We start from the raw sequence: 23,780 nt of genomic DNA, 5'->3' as shown, positions 1-23,780 counted from the left end.
GGAGGGACGGTGCGCGCCCCCGTCTGCGCCGCTACTCCGGCACCATCTGCCCGACCGTCGCCGAGGGCGGCTCGGGCGTCTGCGCCGGTGGCGGTGGCGGTGGCGCGGCAGGCGTGCCGGGCGCTCCGGCCGCGTCCTCGACCAGTGCCTCCATCAGGTCATCGGCCATCGACTCCAACAGCCGCAGCTCGCGCTCGCCGAGCGGACGCGGTCGGGTGTCGAGCAGGCAGAGCGCCCCCAGCACGAATCCGTTGCGATCGCGCAGGGGCGCTCCGGCCCAGAAACGCACGCCCTCGGCCTGCAGCAGCGGATGGCTGGCAAAGCGCGGATCGCGCGCGACGTCCTCGACGACGAGGCTGCGACCGCTGGAGACCACATGGTCCGCCACCGCGAGTTGCCGGGGGGTGCGCGCCTGCTCGTCGGGCGCCGGGGCTCCGTGCGAGCCGCTGACGCTTTGCCACTGCGCGTCCAGCAGCACCGCCGTCGCACGCGGCACGTCGAAGATGTCGGCGGCCCGCTTGGCCGCGCGCTCGAAGCGTGGGCGCAGGCGCTCGTGCAGCAGCCCGCTGTCGTGGAGCGTGCGCACCCGCTCGCTGTCGTTCTCGGGCAGCGGCGCGGGGGAATAGTCCTCGGCTTGCGCCGATCCGACCAGGCGACCGACGCGCAGCACCAGCTCCTCGACGGTCGTGGCGACCGCATCGACGCCCAGCTCCTCGGTGCCGCCGGCCTCCAGCAGCCGCGGCGGCGCGTTCCACAAGCCCAGAACGATCTTCAGATCGGGCCAGCGGCGGCGCAGGCGGCGGCACAGGAAGCGCACCTGCGCCTGCGGCTCGGGGCTGAAATGCGACAGGCACACGATGCGGGCGCCCCGCAGGTCCAGCTGCTGCGGCGCGGCGGCGCTGGACCATTCCACCTCCAGCTCGCGGGCCGGCACGCCCGAGAGCTGCAGGCAGTGGGCGATCATGCGCGAGGCAAGCGCATCGACCTGCCACTTGCCGCCCAGGCAGGCCACCCGCGGCCGCGCGCCCTCGGCGGGCCCGGGATGCTGCTCGCGCAGCTCGGAAATCACGCGGTCCATGCCGACGACCACACGATGGCGGTGCTCGACGTTGGACGTACCGTCCGGGTCGAGGCTGGCCAGCCGCAGCGCCGGCAGGGCGACCTGGCCGTAGAACGCCACCGCCTTGCCGTCCTCGCTCGTCTCCTCGGCCATGTCGACGACCTCCTCCACGTCGCCGGCGATGAGCCGCTGATAGAAGCGCGTAGGTGCGTCCAATACCGGTTGGCTCCCCAGCAGGATGTCCAGAAACTGCAGCCCCGGAAGGTGGCGTCCGATCACCAGCAGGCACACGGTGAGCGGGGTGGACATGACCAGCCCCACCGGCCCCCACAGCATGGTCCAGAAGATCGCCGCGACGATGAGCGACATCACCGACAGGCCGGTGCTTGCGCCGTACAGCCAGGGCTCGACGATGTTGTTGCTCACCAGTTCCAGCAGGACGATCAGTGTCGCCGTCCAGATGAACATGCTCCAGCCCGGGTCCACCGCGAAGGCCAGGGCGAGCGGGAACACCGCCGAGATCACCGGACCGAGGAACGGCACGAAGCGCATCAGCGCGGCAACCACGCCCCAGAGCAGCGCGCCGGGCACGCCGATCAGCCACAGGCCCACCGCCATCGGCAGCCCATAGCTCACGTTCACCAGCAGCTGCATCAGCAGATAGCGGCTGATGCGCTCGCTCGCCTCGTCCATCGCGTCGGTGGTGCGGTGCAGGTTTCCGCCCAGCAGCCGCAGCAGCCGGTCACGCAGATCCTGCCGATCCAGCAGCACCAGCACGAGGAACACGAACGCGATGCCGGCGCCGGCCAGCGGCCCGCTGGCAGCGGCCAGCCACTTCATGGCCTCGGCCACCGGCGACTGCGGCTCCCGCTCGATCTGCACGCGCTGCGGCGGTGCCGCTTGCGGCTCCGACAGACCGGTGGCGGGCGGGTCGGTCGGCGATGCCGCCTTGACCTCCTCCTTCACCGTCTCCAGCGTCTTGGCCGCGCCGGAGAGCATGCCCGGGCTGGCGATCTGGTCGCGCAGCTCACGCAGCTTGACGCGGATGTTGGTCTCGTACAGCGGCAGCTCGGCACTGAGCGCGCGCACCTGGCTGGTAAGCAGCAGGCCGGCCCCGGCCAGCACACCCAGCGCCAGGAGCACCACCGCGGACACGGCCAGCAGGCGCGGCACGCCTTTGCGCTTGAGGCGCACCACCAGCGGATCGAGCAGGAACCCCAGCAGGAACGCCAGCGCCAGCGGCACCAGCAGCTCGCGCCCCAGCCACAGCCCGGCGATGATCAGTGCGGCCGAGACCAGGCCGGCGGCCAGCTGGACGATCGGCGGCGCCCCGGCCGGCAAGGCACTCCAGGCCGGCCTCGCGCCGGGTTGTTCGGGTTCGTTCATGGCGTCGGTCCCGCGGGCCGCAGGCGCCCGGCGCGCCAGCCGCGCGCGGTACCCGACATGGCGTGGCCGGTCTTGCACCGGCCCGCCGGCGCGGTGCGGCCCGCCCAAGAGGCTCTCGCGCGACAGGCTGGGGCGACGCACGACATACAACCTCCTTGCTGCATCCGGGACGGCGAACGATCGCGTCCCGCCGCGACTGTATGCGCGTGCCCGACGGCGGCTCGTAGGACTCGGCGCTAGGCAGCTGCGGGCGTTCTCGACGGCGGATCCCCCGACCGCAGGCACCTGCGCCACGCACGCCCTCCCCCGGCGCTGCGCGCCCCGGCGGCAGGCGAGCGCGCGATGGCATGGCCGGCGCGAGCGGCGCCGACTATCCGACCCAGCGCGGCAACCAGGTGGCGATGTCGGGCAGCCAGAACACCGCCGACAGCAGCAGCAGGCTCATGACCACGTACGGCGTCACCGCCTGGAAGATGTGGAGCATGGTGACCGAGGGCGGCGCCACCCCGCGCATGGTCATCAGCAGCAATCCGTGCGGCGGCAGCAGCAGCCCCAGCTGCATGCAGATCAGGAACATCACGCCGAACCACACCGGATCGATCCCCAGCGTCTGGACGATGGGCATGAAGATCGGCAGCGTGATCATCATCATGCTCACCTGATCGACGAAGACGCCCAGGAAAATGAGCATGAGCATCATCCCGGCCACGATCATCTCCGTGGACCAGCCCTGCCCCGTGATCAGCTGCACCAGTCCGTTGCTGGCACCCGAGAAGGACAGGATCTGCGCGAAGGTGGTGGCGCCCAGGATGATGAACAGGATCATTCCCGAGATGCCCGCCGTGCCCTTGAGCGCCTTCAGCAGCGCGTCGAAGGTGAGCGAGCGGTAGGCCATCGCCAGCACCAGCGTGGCGAAGGCGCCGAGCGCCGCGCATTCGGTGGGCGTAGCCCAGCCCATCGCCAGGGCGCCCACCACCACGCCGAAGATCGACAGCGTCGGCAGCACGTAGCCGAAGAACGGCTTCCAGCGCTCCCAGCCCCTGTGGGTGGGCCCCTCGTCGGTGGCCGGCGCGAGCGCCGGAGTCAGGCGCACGCGCAGCACGATCCACAGCACGAACGCCACCGACAGGATCATGCCGGGCAGCACGCCGCCGATCAGCAGCTTGGAAATGGAAATGCCCGACAGCGAGCCCAGCAGCACCGTGAGCGCCGAGGGCGGAATCAGCATGTCCACCGCGCCGATGGCCATGATCGGACCGGTGGCCAGGGTCGGGTGGTAGCCGCGCGCCAGCATGACCGGCAGCAGCAGCGAGCCCAGCATGGCGGTGGTGGCGATGGTCGATCCCGAGATGGCCGAGAACACGGTGCCGGCGACCACCGCCACCACGGCCAGCCGGCCCGGAATGCGCCGGATCAGGCGCTCGATTCCCTCGATCACCTTGAGGGCGAGCCCGGTGTGGAACAGTACTTCGCCCATCAGCACGAACAGCGGGATCGGGGTGAGCGAGAAGGCGGTGACCGAGCTCACGCTGCTGCGCGCGAGCTGCGCCAGGCCCGCTTCGCCGCCCATGTACAGCCACGCGCCGACGATGTTCACGGTGATGAAGGTCAGCGCCACCGGCATGCCGATCAGCAGCAGCAGCGTCGAGCCGCCCAGCATCAGCCAGGCGGCGAGTACCCAGGCCGTCATGTGCGTGGTCCCCGGCTCATGCGGCGCTCACCGCATCCTTGCGGGGTCCGCGTTCGGACCGCGCGAGCCGGACCATGCGGAACACCATCTCCACCGACAGCATCGCGAACACCACCGGCAGCGGTGCGAGCGACCACCACTCCGGCGTGACCAGCGTCTTGATGCTGAGCGCTCCATCGACATAGCTCGCCCAGGCCGCGCGGCTCGCATACCAGGTGATGACCAGGCAGCACGCGAGGCCGATCACGTCGGCCACCCACTCGAGCACCCACGCCAGGCGCGGCGGGATCGCCTGCAGCAGGATATCGACCCGGATGTGCTGGCCCTGGCGCAGCAGCCAGGGCGCGACCAGCACGGTGGTGAGATAGAGCATGAGCTCGGAAACCTCGTTGCTCCAGGCGATGCCCCGCGGCAGCCCGGGGACTGCCACGTTGCGCAGCAGCACGTCGCCCACGATCACCAGCATCATCGCGAACAGCACCGCACACGCGGCCAGCGCCATCGCGGCGAGCAGGCCGGCCCAGGCCCGCGCGAGCGCCCCGATCACTTGGCGGCGGGCGCGAACAGCGGCTTGAAGCGCTTGGCGATCTCGGGGCTCTGCTTCTCGGCGCCGGCCCAGGCGATGTCGTAGGCCTTGTCGCGGAAGGACTTGGCGGTGGCCGCATCGAAGGTGATGGTCTCGATCCCCGCCTTCTGCTGGCGCGCCTTCTCGTCGGCGGCGTACTGGTTCCAGAAGCCGTTCTGCGCCTCCAGCGCAGCCAGTTGCTTGTTCAGGTAGGCGCGTTGCGGCTCGGAGAGCTTGCGCCAGGCGCCCAGGTTCATGATGAGCGAGACCTCGGCGTCATAGAAGCCGGGATCGATGCGGAACTTGGTCTTCTCGTGCCAGTTCAGGTCGAAGATGCCGCCGATCGGCCAGCCGTAGCCATCGACCACGCCGCGTTCGAGCGCGGTGTAGACCTCGCCCGGCGCCGTGGTGACGACGTTGGCATTGAGGGCCTGGAAGAAGTCGCGATAGACCGGTGTGATGCGGATCTTCTGGCCGGTGAGGTCGGGCTTGTCGACCTTCTTGTTGGTGTAGATGTGGAACGGCTGGTTTTCCACCATCCGCGCCAGGTACTGCATGTTGCCCTTCTCGTTCCACACCTTGTTGATGGCGTCTAACGCACCGTTCTTGCGCTGCACGGCCACGGGTACCTGCGTGAGCTTGAGGAAGTCGGCCTCGGGCATGACGTTGGTGTAGAACGCGCCGGTGGCCAAAGCCATATCGACCACGCCGGTCTTCACCGCATTGCCCACCTCGAAGGGCGGGATGGCCTTGGGGCCGCCGATGAAGTTGATCTGCAGAACGCCCTTGCCCTCGGCGTTGAACTGCTTGATCCACGGCTGCAGGCGCTGCACGTAGATGCCGTTTTCGGCGAAGGCGCTGACCAGGCGCAGCGTGGTCTCTTGCGCCGCGACTGCGGCCGAGAAGGTTGCAGCGCACCCGGCTGCCAGCGCCAGGCCAACGGTCCTGAACATCATGCGTCGCTTCATCGTCTTGTCTCCTCTTGCTGTTTCTCGAACGGGTGGACCTTAGAGCCTGGGCTGCGGCTGGTCAATTCAGGAAGACGCGAGGGCGGCGTCCAGCGCCCGGCCGCTGTCGTCCGACAGCGCCGCGTCCGCCAGCTCATGCAGGCGCTGCGCACCGCGCGTGTCGCCCTCCAGTGCCGGCAGCGCGGCCATCAGCCGCTGGAAGCTGCGCCAGCCGCGCGCATGCGTGTCGCCGTAGCCCTTGACCAGCCGCTGGGCGCGCACCACCTCCAGTGCGAGCGCGGGGTTGATGGAGGCGAGCCGCTCGACCTGTGCGAGCCAGGCCTCGATGCGTGCCTGCTCCTGCACGAAGCGCAGCGAACGCGGGCGCAGCGGCCGCAGCGCGGCGATGGCATAGAGCTGCAGGAAGCCGCCCAGCGAACTGGTGCGCACCACGCGGCCCTTGCCCGTCATGGGGCCCAGCGCGCGCCGGGCCCAGGGCGTCTGCAATAGCCATTGCCCCATGCCACGCGGAAGAATGTCGGCGATCTCCTCCACGCGCGGGTGCATGAACTCGTTGATCTCCAGCATCTGGGCCTGCGACAGGCGCACCTCGCCGGCCACGCGGTCGAAGCGGCTGCGCCGCGTCTTGAGATCGGCCACGCGGATGGCGTCTTCGTACGACATCCACAGGGCCAGGTGGCGCGCGGCCTCCTGCAGCAGTTCGCCCTGCGTGCGCAGCGGCCGCAGCCGGTCGAGGTAGTGCGCGGCGTACGCCTCGTCCTGGTAGTCGGCCAGGCGCAGCACGCCGTGGCGCAGCAGGTCGTGGGCCTCGGGCGGGAAGTCGGCGGCGATGCGCTGCGCGAGCGTTGCGAGCCGGGGCCCCAGCACCACCGCCGGTGCCGGCGCGACCGGCTGGCGCGGCGGGGCGAGCGCCGTGTCGAATCCGGCAGCGAAGGCCTTCAGGCTAGCCTGCACGCCGACGCCGCCGCGGCGGATCGACTCCTCGAACTGCGCTCGGGAAAAAGGCAACGCCTGCGAGGCGGCGAGCGCACCGTACAGCACGGGCGCAATCGGGCCGCCCGCCTGCTCGGCCAGCGAGGCGAAATCGGCGCAGACCAGGCGCGCCGCCGCGGCGCGTGCGCCCTCGACCAGCTTGTCGGCATCGACCCGCCCGTCGCCCATGGCGGTGCGCTCGGTCATCGAATAGACGCGGTGCGTCGAGGCGACGAGGGTGGTGCGGTCCGGCGTCACCAGCCCGCGCTGCAGCGCCCGCCCAGCCTCCATCAGCTCGGAGGCGACGACCACGTCCATCTGCCCCGGCACCGGCGCCAGCGCCAGCACCGGCTGCCGGCCCTCGGGTGCGAGCGCGCGCGGGAACAGCTCGATGTAGTAGACGGTCGCGCCGGTGCGCTGGGCCACGCCGGGCACCGAGGTGGTCTGCGCGAACCAGCCGTTGTGCTCGCCGAGATCGACCAGCCAGTCGGCCAGCACGCCGCCGCCCTCGCCGCCCATGGCGAGCAGCGCGATGGTGAGCGCCCGCGGCTGCACGGCGCCGGAGGTGGCGGGTGTGTGCAGGTCGCTCATGCTGCGAGGCCCTCCAGGCGCCGCTCGATGCGGCCTTGCAGGAAGCCGATGACGGTGTCGCGCACGCGCTGGCGCAAGCGGTCCCAGCGGCTCGGGTTGTTGATGATCTCGGCGCGGTAGAACGAGGGGCACAGCACCGCGGCGTGCGCCGCCTCGCCGCACAGGCCGCAGCCCACGCAGCTGTCCACCACCGCCGCCACCGGATCGCGCCGCAACGGGTCGGGGTTGTCGCGGATGGTCAGGGAGGGGCAGCCCGACAGCCGGATGCACGAGTGGTCGCCGGTGCAGGTGTCGGGATCGACGCCGAAGCGTTCGCGCACCACGCGCTGGCCCTGCGAGATGGCCTTGCGCGTGAGCGGCTTCACCCGGCGCTGCTTGTTCAGCATGCACTCGCTGGACGCCACGATGACCTTGGGGCCCTTGGCCTTGGTGGTGAGCGCTTCGCGCAGCACCTCGCGCATGCGCTCCAGGCTGTAGGTGTTGTCCACCGTGCGCACCCAATCGACGCCCACGCCGCGCACCGCCTTCTCGATGGGGTGCCGGGTGGCGCGGATCGGGTTGTCGGCCTTGGACGAGAGCACGTCCTGGCCGCCGGTGGCGGCCGAGTAGCCGTTGTCGATGACCACCAGCACGTTGTCGGTCTGGTTGAACACCGCGTTGCCGACGCCGCTGGTAAGGCCGTTGTGCCAGAAGCCGCCGTCCCCCATGATGGACAAGGTGCGCTTGTCGGTCTCCGGCGTGTTGAACGCCGCCGCGCCGGCCCAGCCCAGGCCGTAGCCCATGGTGGTGGCGCCGATGTTGAAGGGCGGAAGAATCGAGAACAGGTGGCAGCCGATGTCGGCGCTGACGTGGTGCGGGCCGAGTTCGCGCTCGATCAGCTTGATGGCGGTGAAGATCGGCCGCTCGGGGCAGCCGGTGCAGAACGAGGGCGGGCGGCCGTGCACCTGAGAGGTGGCATCCTGTATGGCGATGGTCCTGGGTCCCGCGGCAGGCGGCGTGGGCCGCGCCGCCTGCGGCAGCTCGCGGCCCTCCAGCAGGGCCGGTGCCATCTGCTCCACGAAGCGCGCGATGCCCTTGAGCAGCACGCCGCCCGTGTACTCGCCGGCCATCGGCAGCATGTCCTTGCCGTGCACCCGGGTCTGCACGTCGGCCTTGCGCAGCATGGCGTGCACCGCCTGTTCGATGAAGTCGGGCTGGCCCTCCTCCACGATCAGGATCGCGCGCTTGCCGGCGCAAAATCGCGTGAACTCCGCATCGACCAGCGGATAGGTCACGTTCAGCACGTACAGCGGCACCTTCGAATTGCCGAAAGCGTCGGCCAGCCCGAGCAGCTCCAGCGACCGCAGCACGCCGTTGTACAGGCCGCCCTGCAGGACGATGCCGAAGTCCTGCGCCTCTTCGCCGAAGAACTCGTTGAGGCCGCGCTCCTGGATGAAGCGCACCGCGGCGGGCCAGCGCTGGGTGACCTTCTCCTGCTCGTGCAGGTAGGTGGACGGCGGCAGCGCGATGCGCTCGGTGTCGCGGCGCGGCTGCTCCATCGCGTCCTTGAGCGTGAAGGCTGCGCGCCGGTTGTCCTTGGCCACGAAGCTGCCGTGCACGTGGCAGGCACGGATGCGCAGCTCGAGCATGACGGGCGTGCGGCTCGCCTCGGACAGCTCGAAGCCCTGCTCCACCGCCGCGACGATGCTCGGCAGGTTGGGCCGGGGATCGAGCAGCCACACCTGCGACTTCATGGCGAAGGCATGCGAGCGCTCCTGCATGATGCTGGAGCCTTCGCCGTAGTCCTCGCCCACGATGATCAATGCGCCGCCGGTCACGCCGCCGGAGGCCAGGTTGGCGAGCGCGTCGGAGGCCACGTTGGTGCCCACGGTGCTCTTGAAGGTGACGGCTCCGCGCAGTGGGTAGTTGACCGAAGCTGCCAGGGTGGCCGCGGCCGTAGCCTCGGAAGCGCTGTGCTCGAAACGCACGCCCAGCTCGCGCAGGATGTCGTTGGCGTCGGTGAGCACGTCCATCAGGTGCGAGATCGGCGCGCCCTGGTAGCCGGCCACGTACGACACACCCGACTGCAGCAGCGCCTTGGTGACCGCCAGGATGCCCTCCCCGCGGAACTCGTCGCCGGCACCCAGCCGCAGCTTCTCCACCTCGGTAGCAAATGATCGTTCGGCCATGCGTCGCCCCTCTGTTCGTTCCGTGCAGCGGTGTGCCCGGCCGCCCGAATCTACGCAGGCCGCGGGCATTTGGCGAATGGTTTGTGTGGATGGACTACATTCATCCGGTGAATACCCGACACCTGGGGCCGCCGACCGGCGCCGTGCCGATGCGTCCATGAACTTCCGCCTGCTCGACCTCAACCTCCTGCGCGTCCTCGCAGCCATCCACCGCACCGGCTCGGTCACCGCCGCCGGCCGCGCGCTCTCGCTGTCGCAGTCGGCCACCAGCAATGCGCTCGGGCGGCTGCGCCAGTTCTTCGGCGACGAGCTCTTCGTGCGCTCGCCCACCGGCCTGCAGCCGACGCGGCTGTGTGAGCAGCTCGCGCCAGCCGTGCTCGGCCACCTGCTGGCGCTCGAGACCCTGGTGAGCGGCGCCGAGGAATTCGAGCCGGCGAGCAGCGAGCTCACCTGGCGGCTGTCGCTGTCGGACCTGGGCGAAATGCTGTTTCTGCCCCGCCTGACGGCCGCCCTGCGGCGGCGGGCGCCGCACACCCGGGTGGCCAATATCGCGGTGGAGGCCCCGGCGGTGGCGGCGGCGCTGGAGTCGCGGGCCCTCGACTGCGCGGTTGGAATCCTGGAGCCCCAGCACCGGTCGGTGCACGCCGACCTGCTGTTTCGCGAGCAATACGTGGCGATCACCTCCACGCGCTGGCGGCCCGCGGCGCCCGGCGCCTCGGCGGGCGGCGGTGCCGAGGTGTCCGATGCGGAGGTCGCCGGCGGCGCTGCGCAGCAGGCACTCACCCGGCAGCAGCTCGCCGGAGCCTGGCTGGCGGTGGCGGCGCCCACCGCCACCTTCCACAGCAGCGTGGAAGACATGCTTGCTGCACTGCAGCTGGACGACCGCATCGTATTGCGCGCCCGCCATTTCAGTGCGCTGCCCGACCTCGTCGCGCGCACCGACCTGCTGGCCATCGTGCCCGCCATGTACGCGGCCAGCCTGCACCGCGTGCGGGTGTGGACGCTGCCCGCCGCACCGTTCTACGACGTGCGGCTGGTCTGGCATGCCAGCACCGCCCGCGACGCGGCGCAGCAGTGGCTGCGTGCCCTGTTGCACGAACTCTTCGGGCGATCCGCAACCTGAGGCGTGCCTCGGGCTGCAGCCTGCTCGCTTTCCCTTTCCAGCACGTGCGCAGCTGCCGGCGGCGGACGATGGCACGCCGCACGCGGCCGTACGTCAGGAGTAGTCGCGCAGGTCCTCGATCACCTTGCCGTCGGCCGGCAGGCTCCCCGGGACGACGAGCCGCGCCTCGCCGCGCAGCTTGGTGACTTCGCGCAGGCTTGCGACCAGCGACTCGGCCAGCGTCGCACCTGCATTGCCGCCGTCTTGCGCCGCCGCCGCCTCGGCGTGCAGCACCATGCGCTCGTCGCCGATGCGGCCCTCGACGACCAGCCGGGCGCGCCCCACGACGGGGTGCCGCTGCAGCACCTGCGCCACCTGCGCAGGCGTGACGAACATGCCACGCACCTTGGTGGTCTGGTCGGCACGCCCCATCCAGCCCCGGATGCGGATGTTGGTGCGCCCGGTGGGGCAGTGGCCCGGCAGGACCGCGCTCAGGTCGCCGGTGCCGAAGCGGATGAGCGGGTAGTTCGGATCGAGGCTGGTCACCACCACCTCGCCGACTTCGCCCTCGGGGACCGGGTCTCCGGTGCCGGGGCGCACGATTTCGACGATCACGTTTTCGTCGAGCACCATGCCTTCGCAGGCGGGGGTTTCGTAGGCGATGAGCCCGAGGTCGGCGGTGGCATAGCACTGCAGCCCCTCCACGCCATGCCCGCGCATCCAGGTGCGCAGCGACGGGGGAAAAGCCTCGCCGCTGAACAGCGCGCGTTCGAGGAACGACACGCCCGCACCGCGCCCCACCGCCGTCTCGATCAGCGTCTTGAGGAAGCCGGGCGTCCCGCAGTAGCCGCAGGGGCGCAGGTCGGCCATGGCGGCCAGTTGCAGGTCGGTGTTGCCGACGCCGCCGGGAAACACCGTGCACCCCAGCGCGAAGGCACCCTCTTCCATCATGAAGCCGGCGGGCGTCAGGTGATAGCTGAAGCTGTTGTGCACCAGATCGCCCGCCCGGAAGCCCGCCGCGAACAGCGCACGGCCGAGTCGCCAGGCGTCGCCGGTGCCGCCCTGCGGCTCGTACAGCGGCCCAGGCGACTGGAACACGCGCCGCGCCGACCGGAGATACGGCAGGCCGCGCCAGCCACAGGCGGCATAGCCGGCGAACGGGTCGCCTTCGCCGCGCTGGCTCGCCTGTTCGGCCAGCAGTTCGGACTTGCGCAGCACCGGCAGCCGCGCGAGCGCTGCGCGGCTGCGCACGTCCGCGGCGTCGATCCCGGCAAGCCGCTTCGCCTGCGCCGGGCTGTGCGCCTGCGCATGCGCCACCTGGCAGGCCAGGGCCTCCATGAGGCTGGCCTCCCGCAGGGCGGGGTCGCGCGCCTCGAGGGCGTCGTAGTGCATCGGTGTGTTCATGGAAGGTGGCTGCCTGGAGGTCCGCACGAGAGAGCACTGTAGGGGGCGGCCCCACGCGGCACTGTCCGTGGCTCACCATTTGCCGCGGGCGCACCCCAGGGAAAACCCGGGCCGTCGTTCGGGGAGAATTCCGGCACCACCGCACTGCCGCTTCCCCGGTGACCTATCCACACCAACGACTTCGCGACTTCCTGGACACCTCTCCCTGGATGCAGGCACTGACGCCGGCGCAGGCGGACCGGGTGCACCGCGACGTGGTCGCGCGCGAGTTCGCGGCGGGTGCCACCGTGTGCGCACGCGGCACGCCGTCGAACCACTGGCTGGGCGTGGTCGAGGGCATGCTGAAGGTCGAGACCGTCACCGCCGCCGGCAAGTGCGCGAGCTTCGCGGGCGTGCCGTCCGGCGCATGGGTGGGCGAAGGCGCCGTGCTCAAGGGTGAGCCGCGCCCCTACGACGTGGTCGCCATCCGCGACAGCACGGTCGCCTTCCTGCCGCGCAGCACCTTCCAGTGGCTGATGGCCGAGAGCAACCCGTTCAATGGCTGGCTGATCAACCAGCTCAACGCCCGGCTCGGTCATTTCATCGCGCTGGTGCAGAGCCTGCGCCTGAACGACACCAAGGCGCAGGTCGCGTACTGCCTGGCCAGCCTGTTCAACCGCGACCTCTACCCCGGCACCACGCCGCAACTGGCGATCTCGCAGGAAGAGATCGGGCGCCTGTCGGGGGTGTCGCGCCAGATCGCCAACCGCGCGCTGCACGAGATGCAGGACCGCGGAATCATCCGCATCGGCTACGGAATGATCGAGGTGCTGGACCTGCCGGCGCTGCAGGCCATGGCGCACGGGGTGTGACCGGCGCGCCAACGAAATCCGCGCACCGCCCGGACCGCTTACCGCGCCTGCAGCGCGAAGGAGGTGCGCCGCCAGGATTCGCTCGCGGGCCGAGCCCTTCGTCGTGCGATCGGCGCAGCGGCGGCGCTCGTAAGCCGCTCCTTCTGACCGTCTCAGGCCAGCCAGCGCTTGCGCCGACGGTAGCTCTTGACGTCGCGAAAGCTCTTGCGCTCGCTGCCGCCCATGCCGAGATAGAACTCCTTCACGTCCTCGTTGTCGGCCAGCTCGGACGCGGCACCGTCCATCACCACGCGGCCGCTTTCCATGATGTAGCCGTAGCCGGCGTAGCGCAGCGCCATGCTGGTGTTCTGCTCGGCCAGCAGGAAGGTGACCTTCTCTCGGACGTTGAGGTCCTTGACGATCTCGAACACCTCTTCGACGATCTGCGGTGCCAGGCCCATGGAGGGCTCGTCCAGCAGCACGAGGTTCGGGCTCGCCATGAGCGCGCGGCCGATCGCGCACATCTGCTGCTCGCCACCCGAGGTATAGGCGGCCTGCGAGCCCCGGCGCGTCTTGAGCCGCGGGAAATAGGTGTAGACCTTCTCCAGGTTCGCCGCCACCTCCGACTTGCTGGAGCGGGTGTAGGCGCCGGTGAGCAGGTTTTCCTCGATGGTGAGGTGGGCGAAACAGTGCCGTCCCTCCATGACCTGCACCACGCCGCGGCGCACCAGGTCGGCAGGCGACAGGTTTTCGATGCGCTCGCCGCGCAGCTCGATGCTGCCCTTGGTGACCTCGCCACGCTCGCCGCGCAGCAGGTTGGACACCGCCCGCAGCGTGGTCGTCTTGCCGGCGCCGTTTCCGCCGAGAAGCGCGACGATCGCCCCGTCGGGGACCTGCAGCGACACCCCCTTGAGCACCAGGATCACGTGGTTGTAGATGACCTCGATGCCGTTGACGTCGAGAACGATGGGGGTCTGGGTCATGTCGGGTCCCGGAGAATCGATGGAGAGCGGTGTCGCCTGCCGCCGCGCGAGGCGCCACCGCGACGAGGAGGCGCCGTCCCCGGGCGGCTGCGTTGCAGCCGCTGCCCTTCCCGCGCTGCGGAAGGGGCCGGGAACGTGCCCGCGACGCGGGGCGCCTGCCGGTGGCCCCAGGCGATGCCGCTCAGGACTGGCAGTCCTTGGCGTCGCGCATCTGCAGCTTCTTGTCCTGCACGTACTTCTCGGCGCCGGCCTTGACCATGGGCTTGATGATCTGCTCGTCGGCCTGGTACCAGTCGTTGCCCATGTTCCACTTCGCGCCGTCCCAGGTGTGCACGCGCACCCAGGTGGAGCCCATGTGGTCGGCGCAGCTGGTGGACAGCGGCCGCATCACGCCGGAGAAGCCGAGCGAGTCGAGCTTCTTCTGGTCGAGGGCGAGGTTCTCCAGGCCCCAGCGCACCTGCTCGGGCGTCATGACCTTGCCTTTGCCGAAACGCTCCTGGGCCCGGCGCACGGCTTCCACGCCCAGCATCTGGATGATCACGCCGCGGGTGTAGAGCACGTCGCCGACCTCGTCCTTGGGTCCGGTGCCCTGCCCCTTGTCGTGCACGTGCTTCACGATGTCCTGGATGACCTTGAAGTTGGTGCCTGCGGGGTTGAGCGCCAGCGCGTTGTAGCCCTTGGCGCCGGCGCCGACGTCCTTCACGTCCGGCTCGGCACCGGCCCACCACACGCCGTACATCTTCTCGCGCGGGTAGCCGGTGGCCTGCGCCTCCTTCAGCGCGGTGGAGTTCATGATCCCCCAGCCCCACAGCATGACGTAGTCGGGGCGTTGCTGGCGCACCTGCAGCCAGGCCGCCTTCTGCTCGACGCCGGGCGCGGTGACGGGGATCAGGCTCAGATCGAAGCCGTGCATGCGCGCGCGTTCCTGCAGCAGCGGGATCGGCTCCTTGCCGAAGGGAGAGTCGTGGTAGACCAGCGCGATCTTCTTGCCCTTGAGCTTGTCGAGGCCGCCTTCCTTCTTGCCGATGTGCTGCACCAGCGCGTCGGCGCCCGTCCAGTAGCTGCCCATGAGCGGGAAGTTGTAGCGGAAGGCCATGCCGTCCTGCGACACCGAGAGGCCGTAGCCCAGCGTGAGCAGCGGGATCTTGTCGGTGTGCGCCTTGTCGGTGAGCGCGAAGGTGATGCCGGTGGACTGCGGATCGAACAGGGTCACGCCCTGGCGGCCCTTGAGGCGCTCGTAGCACTCGACGCCGCGATCGGTCGCATAGCCGGTCTCGCACTCTTCCCACGTGAGCTTGACGCCGTTGATGCCGCCGTCGCGGGCGTTGATCATCTTCAGGTAGTCCTGCTTGCCGTTGGCCCAGGGAGTTCCGTTGGGGGCGTACGCGCCCGTGCGGTAGGACAGCAAGGGGAAGAACTGCTCGTTGGCGGCCTGGGCTGCCGCGGCACCGGCACCGAGCAGCGAAGCCGCCGCGATGCTGCCGAGGATCATGTTGCGAACTCTCATGGCGATGTCTCCTGTTGTATGAAAGTAAGGACCGAAACGCGATTGGAAGGAGCTTGGCGGCGCGTGCACATCGGTAGTTGCGAGCACGCGCTCAGTGCGGGAACGGCCACAGGCGCAACTTCTGCTTGCCGGTGCTCCACAGCCGCGCCAGGCCGTGCGGCTCGACGATGAGGAACCAGACGATCAGCGCGCCGAAGATCATGAACTCCGCGTGCGAGACATCCGCAGTGGAGATGCTGATGCCGAACACCCCCAGCGCCGCGGGCAGGAACTGGTTCAGGACGATCGGCAGCACCACGATGAAGGCCGCCCCGAAGAACGCACCCATGATCGAGCCGAGCCCGCCGATGATCACCATGAACAGCAGCCGGAAGGACAGATCGACCGAGAAGGCCGCGGGCTCCCAGGTGCCCAGGTAGACGAAGGCCCACAGCGCTCCGGCAACGCCGATGATGAACGAGCTCACGGCGAACGCGCTCAGCTTGGCGTACATCGGCCGGATGCCGATCACGGCGGCCGCCACGTCCATGTCGCGGATCGCCATCCACTCGCGGCCGAGGGCGCCGCGCACCAGGTTCTTGGCCAGCAGCCCGATCACCAGCAGCACCGACAGGCACAGCCAGTACTTGGACTGCGCGCTCACGATCGGCATGCCCAGCACCTGCAGGCCCGCGACCGACACCGAGCCGGAAGGGGAGTAGTTGGTAAGCCAGCCGATGCGCAGGAACATCCAGTCGGCGAAGAACTGCGCTGCCAGCGTGGCCACCGCCAGATAGAGCCCCTTGACCCGCAGCGAGGGCAGGCCGAACAGCATGCCGAACACGGTGGCGCACAGGCCGCCGAGGATGAGGGCGGGAATCAGCGGCATGCCGTCGATGCGCACGAAGAAGTTGTAGGCGCCGTATGCGCCCACGGCCATGAAGGCGCCCGAGCCCAGCGAGATCTGCCCGCAGTAGCCCACCAGGATGTTCAGGCCGAGCGCGGCCAGGGACATGATCAGAAAAGGAATCAGGATGGCCCGGAACACGTAGTCGCTGGCCAGCGCCGGCACCAGGAAGAAGGCCGCGGCAAGCAGCGCCAGCATGACCACGCGGTCCTGCAGGATGGGAAAGATCTGCTGGTCGGCCCGGTAGCTGGTCTTGAACTGGCCGTTCTCGCGATAGATCATGGATGGCTCTTTTTCCGGGGTGGCGCGTCAGACGCGGTCGATGATCTTTTCGCCGAAGAGACCCTGGGGCCGCACCAGCAGGAAGCCGAGCGCCAGCACATAGGCGAACCAGATCTCGATGCCGCCGCCCACCAGGGGGCCTATGTAGATCTCGGAGAGTTTCTCGCCCACGCCGATGATGAGCCCGCCGATGATGGCGCCCGGCACCGAGGTGAGCCCGCCCAGGATGACCACCGGCAGCGCGCGCAACGCCACGGTGGTGAGCGAGAACTGCACGCCCAGCTTGCTGCCCCAGATCATCCCGGCGACCAGCGCCACGACGCCGGCGACGCACCAGACGATGACCCAGATGCGGTTGAGCGGAATGCCGATCGACTGGGCCGCCTGGTGGTCGTCGGCCACGGCCCGCAGCGCGCGGCCCGTTCCGGTCTTCTGGAAGAACAGCGTGAGCAGCGCCACCAGCGTGGCCGCGATGGCGGCGGCGATGAGGTCTTCGCGGCTGATCAGGATGCCGCCCTCGAACACGTCCTGGAACGCGATCACCGGGTCCTTGGGCATGCCGATGTCGATCGTGTAGATGCTGCTGCCGAACAGCGTCTGGCCCACGCCTTCCAGGAAATAGGTGATGCCCAGCGTGGCCATCAGCAGCGTCGCCGCTTCCTGGTTGACCAGGTGTCGCAGCACCAGCAGCTCGATCAGCCAGGCCACCACGAACATCACCGCCCCGGCGACGAAGAAGGCCAGCAGATTGGCGAGCACCTTGCTTTCGATGCCGGTCCAGGCGGGAATCCATTCGGCGAAGCGGGCCATGGCCAGGGCGGCGAACAGCACCATGGCGCCCTGCGCGAAGTTGAAGACGCCCGAGGCCTTGAAGATCAGCACGAAGCCGAGCGCGACCAGCGAATAGAGCATGCCGGTCATCAGGCCGCTCAGCAGCGTCTCGAGAAAGAAACCCATTTGGCTGTGCCTTTCCGCTCAGTGCGAGGTGCCCAGATAGGCCCGCACCACTTCCTCGTTGCCCCGCACCTCGGCGGGTGTGCCGTCGCCGATCTTGCGGCCGTAGTCGAGCACCACCACGCGGTCGGAGATGTCCATGACCACGCCCATGTCGTGCTCGATCAGCACCACGGTCGTGCCGAATTCGTCGTTCACGTCGAGGATGAAGCGGCACATGTCCTGCTTCTCCTCGACGTTCATGCCGGCCATGGGCTCGTCGAGCAGCAGCACCTGCGGCTCCATCGCGAGCGCGCGGCCGAGATCGACGCGCTTTTGCAGGCCGTAGGGGAGCTGGCCGACCGGCGTCTTGCGCCAGGCCTGGATCTCCAGGAAGTCGATGATCCGCTCGACCTGCTCGCGGTGCCGGTATTCCTCGCGCCGGGCCGGTCCCACACCGAGCGCCTGCAGCAGCAGGTTGCTGCGGATCTTGAGGTTGCGGCCGGTCATGATGTTGTCCAGCACGCTCATGCCCTTGAACAGGGCCAGGTTCTGGAAGGTGCGGGCGACGCCCATCTCGGCGACCTGCCGCGAGTTCATGTGACGGAACTCGCGGCCGCGGAAACGGATGGTTCCCTGCTGCGGCTGGTAGACGCCGTTGATGCAATTGAGCATCGAGCTCTTGCCGGCGCCGTTGGGCCCGATGATGGCGCGGATCTCGTGCTCGCGCACATCGAACGAGATGTCGGTGAGCGCCTTGACGCCGCCGAAGGCGAGCGAGATGTCGCGCACGTCGAGGATCACCTCGCCGAAGCTGCGCCCCGGTGCGCCGGGCAGCGGTGGCGGGTTGGGGCCGCTCATGCTGCCGCTTTCGGAAGGAAGGATCTTCATGCCGCAGCCTTCACCGGGGGAAAGGTGCGCGCCTGCACGATCGGCAGCGTGGCGCTGACCATGCCGGAGCGGCCGTCCTCGAACTTCACCTGGGTCTCGATGTACTGCTCGGTGCGCCCGCCGTAAAGGGCGTCCACCAGCACCTGGTACTTCTCGGCCACATACCCGCGGCGGACCTTGTTGGTGCGCGTGAGCTCGCCGTCGTCGGCGTCGAGCTCCTTGTGCAGCACGAGGAAGCGCTCGATCTGCGAAGCGTAGAGGCGCTCGTCGGCGGCGAGGTCGGCGTTGACCTTCTCCACGCAGTCGCGCACCAGCTCCAGCACCTGCGGCTTGCGCGCGAGGTCCGTGTAGCCGGCATAGGGCAGGTTGCGCCGCTCGGCCCAGTTGCCCACGGCCTCGAAGTCGATGTTCACCATGGCGCACACCATCTCGCGCCCGTCGCCCACGGCCACCGCTTCCTTGATGTAGGGGAAGAACTTGAGCTTGTTCTCGATGTACTTGGGCGCGAACATCGCGCCGCCTGCCATCCGCCCGACGTCCTTGGCGCGGTCGATGATCTTCAGGTGCCCCTGCGCATCGAGAAAGCCCGCGTCGCCGGTGCGGTACCAGCCGTCGTCGGTCTTCACCTCGCGCGTCGCATCGGGATTGCGGTAGTACTCGCGCAGCAGCCCCGGCGAGCGCACCAGGATCTCGCCGGTGTCGGTGACGCGGATCTGCACGTCGCGGCAGGGCACGCCCACCGTGTCGGGCTTGACCTGGTTGTCCGGCTGCATGCACACGAACACCGCCGTCTCGGTGGAGCCGTAGAGCTGCTTGAGGTTGACGCCGATGGCGCGGTAGAAGGTGAAGAGGTCGGGCCCGATCGCCTCGCCGGCGGTGTAGGCCACCCGCACCCGCGACAGCCCGAGGTTGTTGCGCAGCGGCCCATAGACCAGCACGTTGCCCAGGCCGTAGGCGATGCGGTCGGTCAGCGCCACCGGCTGCCCATCGCGCAGGCGCGGCCCCACGCGGCGGGCCAGGCTCATGAAGGCGTGGAACATGCGCCGCTTGAGCGCACCGGCGTCCTCCATGCGGATCATCACGCTGGTGAGCAGGCCCTCGAAGATGCGCGGCGGCGCGAAGTAGTAGGTCGGGCCGATCTCCTTCATGTCGATGCTCACCGTCGCGGCCGATTCGGGGCAGTTGACGACGTAGCCGCAGGCCAGCCACTGGGCATAGCTGAACATGCTCTGCCCCACCCACGCAGGGGGCATGTAGGCGAGCACCTCCTCGCGGTCCGTGAGGCGGTCGAACTCCGCGCCGGCGAGGGCGCGGTCGAGCAGGCTGCGGTGGCTGTGCACCACGCCCTTGGGCTGGCCGGTGGTGCCCGAGGTGAAGAACATCGCGGCCACGTCGTCGGGCGATCCGGCCGCGACTTCGTCGGCAAAGCGCGTGGGCTCACGCGCCGCGAGCGCCGCGCCATCGACGATGAGCTTCGCGAGCGGCTGCAGCCCGGGCGCATCGTAGTTGCGCAGGCCGCGCGGGTCGTCGTAGTAGATGGCGGCCAGCTGCGGGCACTGCGCGCGCACCTCGAGCAGCTTGTCGACCTGCTCCTGGTCCTCGACCACGGCGAAGCGGATGTCGGCGTTGTTGATCGGAAAGACGTATTCGGCGGAGGCCGCATCCTGGTAGAGCGGCACCGCCACCGCGCCGAGCGACTGCGCCGCCAGCATCGCCGCATACAGCCGGGGCCGGTTGGCGCCGATCACCACCAGGTGCTCGCCCCGACGCAGGCCCGCCTGGTGCAGCCCGCAGGCGAAGTGCTCGACCAGCCGCGCCAGCTCGGCCCAGGTGAGCGCCTGCCAGATCCCGTACTCCTTTTCGCGGATGGCGCAATGCCGCGGCTGCCGTTCGGCGTGCATCAGCATGCGCTGGGGGAAAGTCTGCTCGGTCATCCTGGTCCTCGTGCCGCATGCATCTTGGGTGCCGTGGCACGGCGCGACTGTTCCGCGGCAGACAGTTGGGGCTAGAGGAAACCCTGAGCGGCGGCAGCGCTGCGGCATGGCCTGGTGCCGCCCCGCAGCGCTTCGCCGCGTAACACGCCCATCCGGGGGAAGGCACGTTCTCAGGCTGCGACCACCGAAGAGGTCGCCAGGTGTTGCACGCCCCTTGCATTCACTTACCCGCTGCTGTTCCCCGTTGCAGCAGGCTCTGCAAAAGAATGTGCCGCAACCACTTACCGGGAGTCATGTCGATGTTCATGCAGCACGTACGCACGGCGCTGGCCGCACTGATGCTGGGGGCGCTGGCGATGGGCGCGCAGGCGCGCGGTTCGGCCGATGACGCAGGCCGCCAGCAGAACTGCAGCAACGTGAGCCGCGCGACCTGCACGCTCGCGCATTCGCTGGGGCGCGGAGTCAACCTGGGCAACATGCTCGAGGCGCCGCGCGAAGGCGACTGGGGCGTGAAGCTCGAACCCGAATACATCGACATCGCGGCCAAGCACTTCCGCACGGTGCGCCTGCCGGTGCGCTGGAGCAACCACGCGTCGCCCGGGGCCGACGCGACCATCGACGAGGCCTTCGCGCGCCGGGTGCAGTGGGCGGTGGATGCGCTGCTCGCGCGCGGCGTGTACGTGATCCTCAACGTGCACCACTACAGCCAGATCTCCGGCAACGGCCTGCACAACCACGAGTTCCGCGTCGATCCGGACGTGGTCGATACGCGCTTCATCAACATCTGGAAGCAGATTGCCGAGCGCTACAAGAGCCATCCCCAGCGGCTGGTGTTCGAACTGCTGAACGAGCCCAACGGCAAGCTCGACGGCGAGCCCTGGAACGTGCTCGCCGCCAAGGCGCTGGCCGAGGTGCGCAAGACCAACCCGGACCGCGCCGTGATGATCGGCCCGACCTACTGGAACAACGTGCGCGACCTGCCCAAGCTGAAGCTGCCCGCGGACCGCAACCTCATCGTCGCCGTGCATACCTACGACCCCTTCGACTTCACCCACCAGGGCGTCACCTGGCGGCCCGAGCCCATGCCGACCGGCAAGACCTGCTGCAATGCCACGCAGAAGCGCAGTATGAGCGACACGCTGGAAAAGGCGCGCCGGTGGAACGCGCAGCACGGCATTCCGGTGCACCTGGGCGAGTTCGGTGCCCACAGCGCGGGCGACATGGAGTCGCGCGTGGCCTGGGCGCGCACGATGCGCGACGAAGCCGAGAAGCGCGGCATCGGCTGGGCCTGGTGGGAGTTCGCCTCCGACTTCTCCGGCGTCTGGTCGCCCGAGACGCGCGGCTGGGTCGAACCGATCCGGCGGGCTCTGCTCGACTGAGACCTGGCGTTCAAAGACGCGCTGCCGGCGCAGCGCAGCGTGCGCACCGGAACAGGGAGCCGCTGCGAACCCGCACCGCGCTGCCGCGCGCCGGCGCCTGCGGCCCGCGTGGATTTATCCCGGACTGGGCTGTACTTGAAGGTCACGGCCGCGACGCGCACCCGCCCGGCGTGCCTGCCTCGCTATCGTGGGGGCCTTGCACACCACGGAAGCCGAGCGTGACCGTCGCCCTCTCCGACCCCCCTGCGGTGCAGGGCCATCTCGATGCCCTGCACGTAGACGGCATCACCGCCTGCCAGGGCGCTTTCTCGCGGGAGCTCATCGAGCAGATGCGCGAGGACATGATGTGCGCGTTCTGGGAGGCCCTCCAGCGGCCCGGCGGTGCGGTCGGTCGCGGCCCGCGGCGCTGGTATGTCGAGGCGCACCCCGAGCAGATCGGCGCCTTCGCGGACATCGCGGGGCATCCGTGGGTGCGCGCGATGGCGCAGGCGGTGCTCGGGCCTGCGTACGAAATCGTCGAGGTCGGCTTCGACGTGCCGGTGCAGGGAGCACAGTTTCAACCTTGGCACCGCGACTTTCCGTCGCCCCCCGAAAGCTATCGGGACCGGCGCATCACCTCGCTTGCGTTCAACGTGACGGGCGTCGATGTGACGCCGGACATGGGTCCGCTCGAGGTCGCGCCGGGCACCCAGTGGGACGATGGCCGCGCGTGGAAGCACGAGATGTTTCCGCCCGAGCCGCTCTGGCCGGGCTATGCGCAGCGCGCGCAGCGCAAGTACCCGCGGGCCGGCGACATCAGCTGCCGCTCCGCGCTCACGCTGCACCGCGGCACGGAGCACCTCTCGCCCATCGCCCGGCCGGTGCTGGTGCTGGGCTTCGACGCCCCTGGCGCGGGCCATGCCGCGCTGCACGACATGACGGTGACACGGCACTACTACGAGCAGTTGCCGGCCGATCTGCGCGAGCACCTGGTGTGCCGCGTGGTGGACCGGCTCGAGCCCATCGTGCAGAAGCACCAGATCGAAGGGCTGATGATGGCCGGGCAGAGGTGAGCGGCGAGGCCCGAGACCGGGCCGCCGCGCCCGATCACCGTGACTTGCGCGGGTGCTCCAGGAAGAACCGCAGCATCTGCGCACTCGCATCCGGCCCCTGCGGATCCGTATAGCTGCCACTGGGGCTGCCGCCCGACCACGCATGCGGCGCGCCGTGGATGGACCAGTGCTCCAGGACGACGGCACCGACTCTGTCGCGGTGAACCCGGCGCACAGCGGTGCGGCGGCCCTGCGCGCGCAGTTCCTCGGACGCGGCGCTGGTGCTCCCCTCGGAATCGGCCGCCGTGATCACCTGGCGGCCGTTGGCCGGATGCACGGTGGCGTCCGCCTCTCCGTGGAAAACGATGGTCGGCACGGGCAGCGGGCGCACCGGGCCGGAAGCGCCCTTCTTCATGGCCTCGAATGCCGAGGGGATGTCCTTGGCGGCGCCCGGCGCAAGCCCCGAATGGACCCCCACGGCAGCGAACAGCTCGGGGTAGGCGGCCGCCACGATGGCGGCCATCGCCGCACCCGCCGAGAGCCCGGCGACATACACCCGGTCGGCATCGACGGCATGGCGCTTCATGACCTCGCGCACCATGCGCGCGAGCAGCTCCGGCTCGCCGCGCCCGCGCACCTGGTGGCTGTGCTTGAACCAGTTCCAGCAGCGCTGCGGGTTCGCGCGCTGCGACTGCGCCGCATACAGCACGAAGAAGCCCTGGTCCCGCGCAAGCTCGTTCATGCGCGTTCCGGCGGCGAAGTCGTCGGGATCCTGCGTGCATCCGTGCAGCATCAGCACCAACGGCATCGGGCGGCTTCCGGCGCCCGGTGGAACGAACAGCTTGTAGTCGCGCCCTGCGAGCGCGTCGCCGCCGACGCGGCCGGATACGAAGCTTCCCGGACCGCCTTCGGCCGGCCGGCTGCGTGCCGACGCCGGTTCGGCATCGACCGTGCGGCCGCGTGCGCTCACCGGCTCCGCCCGGGCGGGCTCGAATGGCGCAGGGCTTCGGCCGGGAAGCACCGGAATCGACGGGTCGGCAGCGTGCCGGGTCGGGACCTCGCGCGCTTCTACGTCGATCACTTCGCCATCGTGGTGCCCGGAGGCCCCGTCCGGGTCGAGCTTGGCAGCCTGCAACGCCTGCTGGATCGCACGGGTCGCGGCCAACAGGTCACCGCGCTGTGTCAGGTGGGTTGCCTCATGAAGGAGGTGTTTGAATT

The 23,780-nt window shown here is 69.5% G+C and carries 18 protein-coding genes; 4 read left to right on the top strand and 14 right to left on the bottom strand.

Features of this window, described 5'->3' with window-relative positions:
• Positions 1-31: 31 nt before the first annotated feature.
• The 6 genes from WG922_RS12100 to WG922_RS12075 form a co-directional block, all read right to left on the bottom strand.
• Positions 32-2,446 (bottom strand): AI-2E family transporter, encoded by a 2,415-nt coding sequence (locus tag WG922_RS12100; RefSeq protein WP_340282883.1) that lies wholly within the window; start codon positions 2,444-2,446, stop codon positions 32-34.
• Between the two features lie 370 nt (positions 2,447-2,816).
• Positions 2,817-4,136, bottom strand: a complete 1,320-nt coding sequence (locus tag WG922_RS12095) for a TRAP transporter large permease (RefSeq protein WP_340282882.1) — start codon at positions 4,134-4,136, stop codon at positions 2,817-2,819.
• A 16-nt stretch (positions 4,137-4,152) separates the two neighbouring features.
• Entirely contained in the window at positions 4,153-4,683 is a 531-nt protein-coding gene (locus WG922_RS12090) for a TRAP transporter small permease (protein WP_340282881.1), read from the bottom strand.
• Positions 4,680-5,669: a TRAP transporter substrate-binding protein DctP gene (dctP, locus tag WG922_RS12085; RefSeq protein ID WP_340282880.1), complete on the bottom strand. Its 990-nt coding sequence runs from the start codon at positions 5,667-5,669 to the stop codon at positions 4,680-4,682. Before dctP ends, WG922_RS12090 begins: the two co-directional genes overlap by 4 nt.
• Before the next feature lie 66 nt (positions 5,670-5,735).
• The gene (locus WG922_RS12080) at positions 5,736-7,196 is read right to left on the bottom strand and encodes an indolepyruvate oxidoreductase subunit beta family protein (protein WP_445322827.1); all 1,461 of its coding nucleotides are present in this window, start codon (positions 7,194-7,196) and stop codon (positions 5,736-5,738) included.
• A 32-nt stretch (positions 7,197-7,228) separates the two neighbouring features.
• Positions 7,229-9,400, bottom strand: a complete 2,172-nt coding sequence (locus tag WG922_RS12075) for an indolepyruvate ferredoxin oxidoreductase subunit alpha (protein ID WP_340282878.1) — start codon at positions 9,398-9,400, stop codon at positions 7,229-7,231.
• 157 nt (positions 9,401-9,557) lie between these two features.
• Between WG922_RS12075 and WG922_RS12070 the strand changes: the two genes are divergently transcribed.
• Positions 9,558-10,523, top strand: coding sequence for a LysR family transcriptional regulator (locus WG922_RS12070; protein WP_340282877.1), 966 nt, complete (start codon positions 9,558-9,560; stop codon positions 10,521-10,523).
• Between the two features lie 93 nt (positions 10,524-10,616).
• Here the strand turns inward: WG922_RS12070 and WG922_RS12065 are convergent, their stop codons facing one another.
• Positions 10,617-11,906, bottom strand: a complete 1,290-nt coding sequence (locus WG922_RS12065) for a phenylacetate--CoA ligase family protein (protein ID WP_340282876.1) — start codon at positions 11,904-11,906, stop codon at positions 10,617-10,619.
• A 209-nt stretch (positions 11,907-12,115) separates the two neighbouring features.
• Between WG922_RS12065 and WG922_RS12060 the strand changes: the two genes are divergently transcribed.
• Positions 12,116-12,757: a Crp/Fnr family transcriptional regulator gene (locus WG922_RS12060; RefSeq protein WP_445322826.1), complete on the top strand. Its 642-nt coding sequence runs from the start codon at positions 12,116-12,118 to the stop codon at positions 12,755-12,757.
• Positions 12,758-12,909: 152 nt separating this feature from the next.
• Here the strand turns inward: WG922_RS12060 and WG922_RS12055 are convergent, their stop codons facing one another.
• The 6 genes from WG922_RS12055 to WG922_RS12030 all read right to left on the bottom strand — a co-directional run bounded on the left by WG922_RS12055 (position 12,910) and on the right by WG922_RS12030 (position 20,152).
• Entirely contained in the window at positions 12,910-13,719 is an 810-nt protein-coding gene (locus WG922_RS12055; RefSeq protein WP_340282874.1) for an ABC transporter ATP-binding protein, read from the bottom strand.
• Positions 13,720-13,900: 181 nt separating this feature from the next.
• A complete protein-coding gene (locus tag WG922_RS12050) occupies positions 13,901-15,226 on the bottom strand; it encodes an ABC transporter substrate-binding protein (RefSeq protein ID WP_340282873.1) in 1,326 nt (441 codons plus the stop codon).
• 91 nt (positions 15,227-15,317) lie between these two features.
• Positions 15,318-16,394: a branched-chain amino acid ABC transporter permease gene (locus tag WG922_RS12045; RefSeq protein ID WP_340282872.1), complete on the bottom strand. Its 1,077-nt coding sequence runs from the start codon at positions 16,392-16,394 to the stop codon at positions 15,318-15,320.
• Between the two features lie 27 nt (positions 16,395-16,421).
• Positions 16,422-17,351: a branched-chain amino acid ABC transporter permease gene (locus WG922_RS12040; protein WP_340282871.1), complete on the bottom strand. Its 930-nt coding sequence runs from the start codon at positions 17,349-17,351 to the stop codon at positions 16,422-16,424.
• A gap of 18 nt (positions 17,352-17,369) precedes the next feature.
• Positions 17,370-18,188 (bottom strand): ABC transporter ATP-binding protein, encoded by an 819-nt coding sequence (locus WG922_RS12035; protein ID WP_340282944.1) that lies wholly within the window; start codon positions 18,186-18,188, stop codon positions 17,370-17,372.
• A 26-nt stretch (positions 18,189-18,214) separates the two neighbouring features.
• Positions 18,215-20,152 (bottom strand): AMP-dependent synthetase/ligase, encoded by a 1,938-nt coding sequence (locus tag WG922_RS12030; protein WP_340282869.1) that lies wholly within the window; start codon positions 20,150-20,152, stop codon positions 18,215-18,217.
• A 299-nt stretch (positions 20,153-20,451) separates the two neighbouring features.
• Here WG922_RS12030 and WG922_RS12025 point away from each other — a divergent pair, with 299 nt between their 5' ends.
• Together WG922_RS12025 and WG922_RS12020 are read left to right on the top strand one after the other, a co-directional pair.
• Positions 20,452-21,531: a glycoside hydrolase family 5 protein gene (locus WG922_RS12025; RefSeq protein WP_340282868.1), complete on the top strand. Its 1,080-nt coding sequence runs from the start codon at positions 20,452-20,454 to the stop codon at positions 21,529-21,531.
• 218 nt (positions 21,532-21,749) lie between these two features.
• Entirely contained in the window at positions 21,750-22,583 is an 834-nt protein-coding gene (locus WG922_RS12020) for a phytanoyl-CoA dioxygenase family protein (protein ID WP_340282867.1), read from the top strand.
• Between the two features lie 34 nt (positions 22,584-22,617).
• Here WG922_RS12020 and WG922_RS12015 read toward each other — a convergent pair whose 3' ends face one another.
• Positions 22,618-23,727, bottom strand: coding sequence for an extracellular catalytic domain type 1 short-chain-length polyhydroxyalkanoate depolymerase (locus WG922_RS12015; protein WP_340282866.1), 1,110 nt, complete (start codon positions 23,725-23,727; stop codon positions 22,618-22,620).
• Positions 23,728-23,780 lie beyond the last annotated feature (53 nt).

The organism is Ramlibacter sp. AN1015 (assembly GCF_037726105.1).
Taxonomy (GTDB): domain Bacteria; phylum Pseudomonadota; class Gammaproteobacteria; order Burkholderiales; family Burkholderiaceae_C; genus Ramlibacter.
This window is presented reverse-complemented; position numbering and strand designations above follow the sequence as displayed.

Excerpts from the sequence above, each read along its gene's own strand:
- WG922_RS12100 (WP_340282883.1), bottom strand. The coding sequence starts at position 2,446 with ATGAACGAACCCGAACAACCCGGCGCGAGGCCGGCCTGGAGTGCCTTG.
- WG922_RS12095 (WP_340282882.1), bottom strand. The coding sequence starts at position 4,136 with ATGACGGCCTGGGTACTCGCCGCCTGGCTGATGCTGGGCGGCTCGACG.
- dctP (WP_340282880.1), bottom strand. The coding sequence starts at position 5,669 with ATGAAGCGACGCATGATGTTCAGGACCGTTGGCCTGGCGCTGGCAGCC.
- WG922_RS12075 (WP_340282878.1), bottom strand. The coding sequence starts at position 9,400 with ATGGCCGAACGATCATTTGCTACCGAGGTGGAGAAGCTGCGGCTGGGT.
- WG922_RS12070 (WP_340282877.1), top strand. The coding sequence starts at position 9,558 with ATGAACTTCCGCCTGCTCGACCTCAACCTCCTGCGCGTCCTCGCAGCC.
- WG922_RS12065 (WP_340282876.1), bottom strand. The coding sequence starts at position 11,906 with ATGAACACACCGATGCACTACGACGCCCTCGAGGCGCGCGACCCCGCC.
- WG922_RS12060 (WP_445322826.1), top strand. The coding sequence starts at position 12,116 with ATGCAGGCACTGACGCCGGCGCAGGCGGACCGGGTGCACCGCGACGTG.
- WG922_RS12055 (WP_340282874.1), bottom strand. The coding sequence starts at position 13,719 with ATGACCCAGACCCCCATCGTTCTCGACGTCAACGGCATCGAGGTCATC.
- WG922_RS12050 (WP_340282873.1), bottom strand. The coding sequence starts at position 15,226 with ATGAGAGTTCGCAACATGATCCTCGGCAGCATCGCGGCGGCTTCGCTG.
- WG922_RS12045 (WP_340282872.1), bottom strand. The coding sequence starts at position 16,394 with ATGATCTATCGCGAGAACGGCCAGTTCAAGACCAGCTACCGGGCCGAC.
- WG922_RS12040 (WP_340282871.1), bottom strand. The coding sequence starts at position 17,351 with ATGGGTTTCTTTCTCGAGACGCTGCTGAGCGGCCTGATGACCGGCATG.
- WG922_RS12035 (WP_340282944.1), bottom strand. The coding sequence starts at position 18,188 with ATGAGCGGCCCCAACCCGCCACCGCTGCCCGGCGCACCGGGGCGCAGC.
- WG922_RS12030 (WP_340282869.1), bottom strand. The coding sequence starts at position 20,152 with ATGACCGAGCAGACTTTCCCCCAGCGCATGCTGATGCACGCCGAACGG.
- WG922_RS12025 (WP_340282868.1), top strand. The coding sequence starts at position 20,452 with ATGTTCATGCAGCACGTACGCACGGCGCTGGCCGCACTGATGCTGGGG.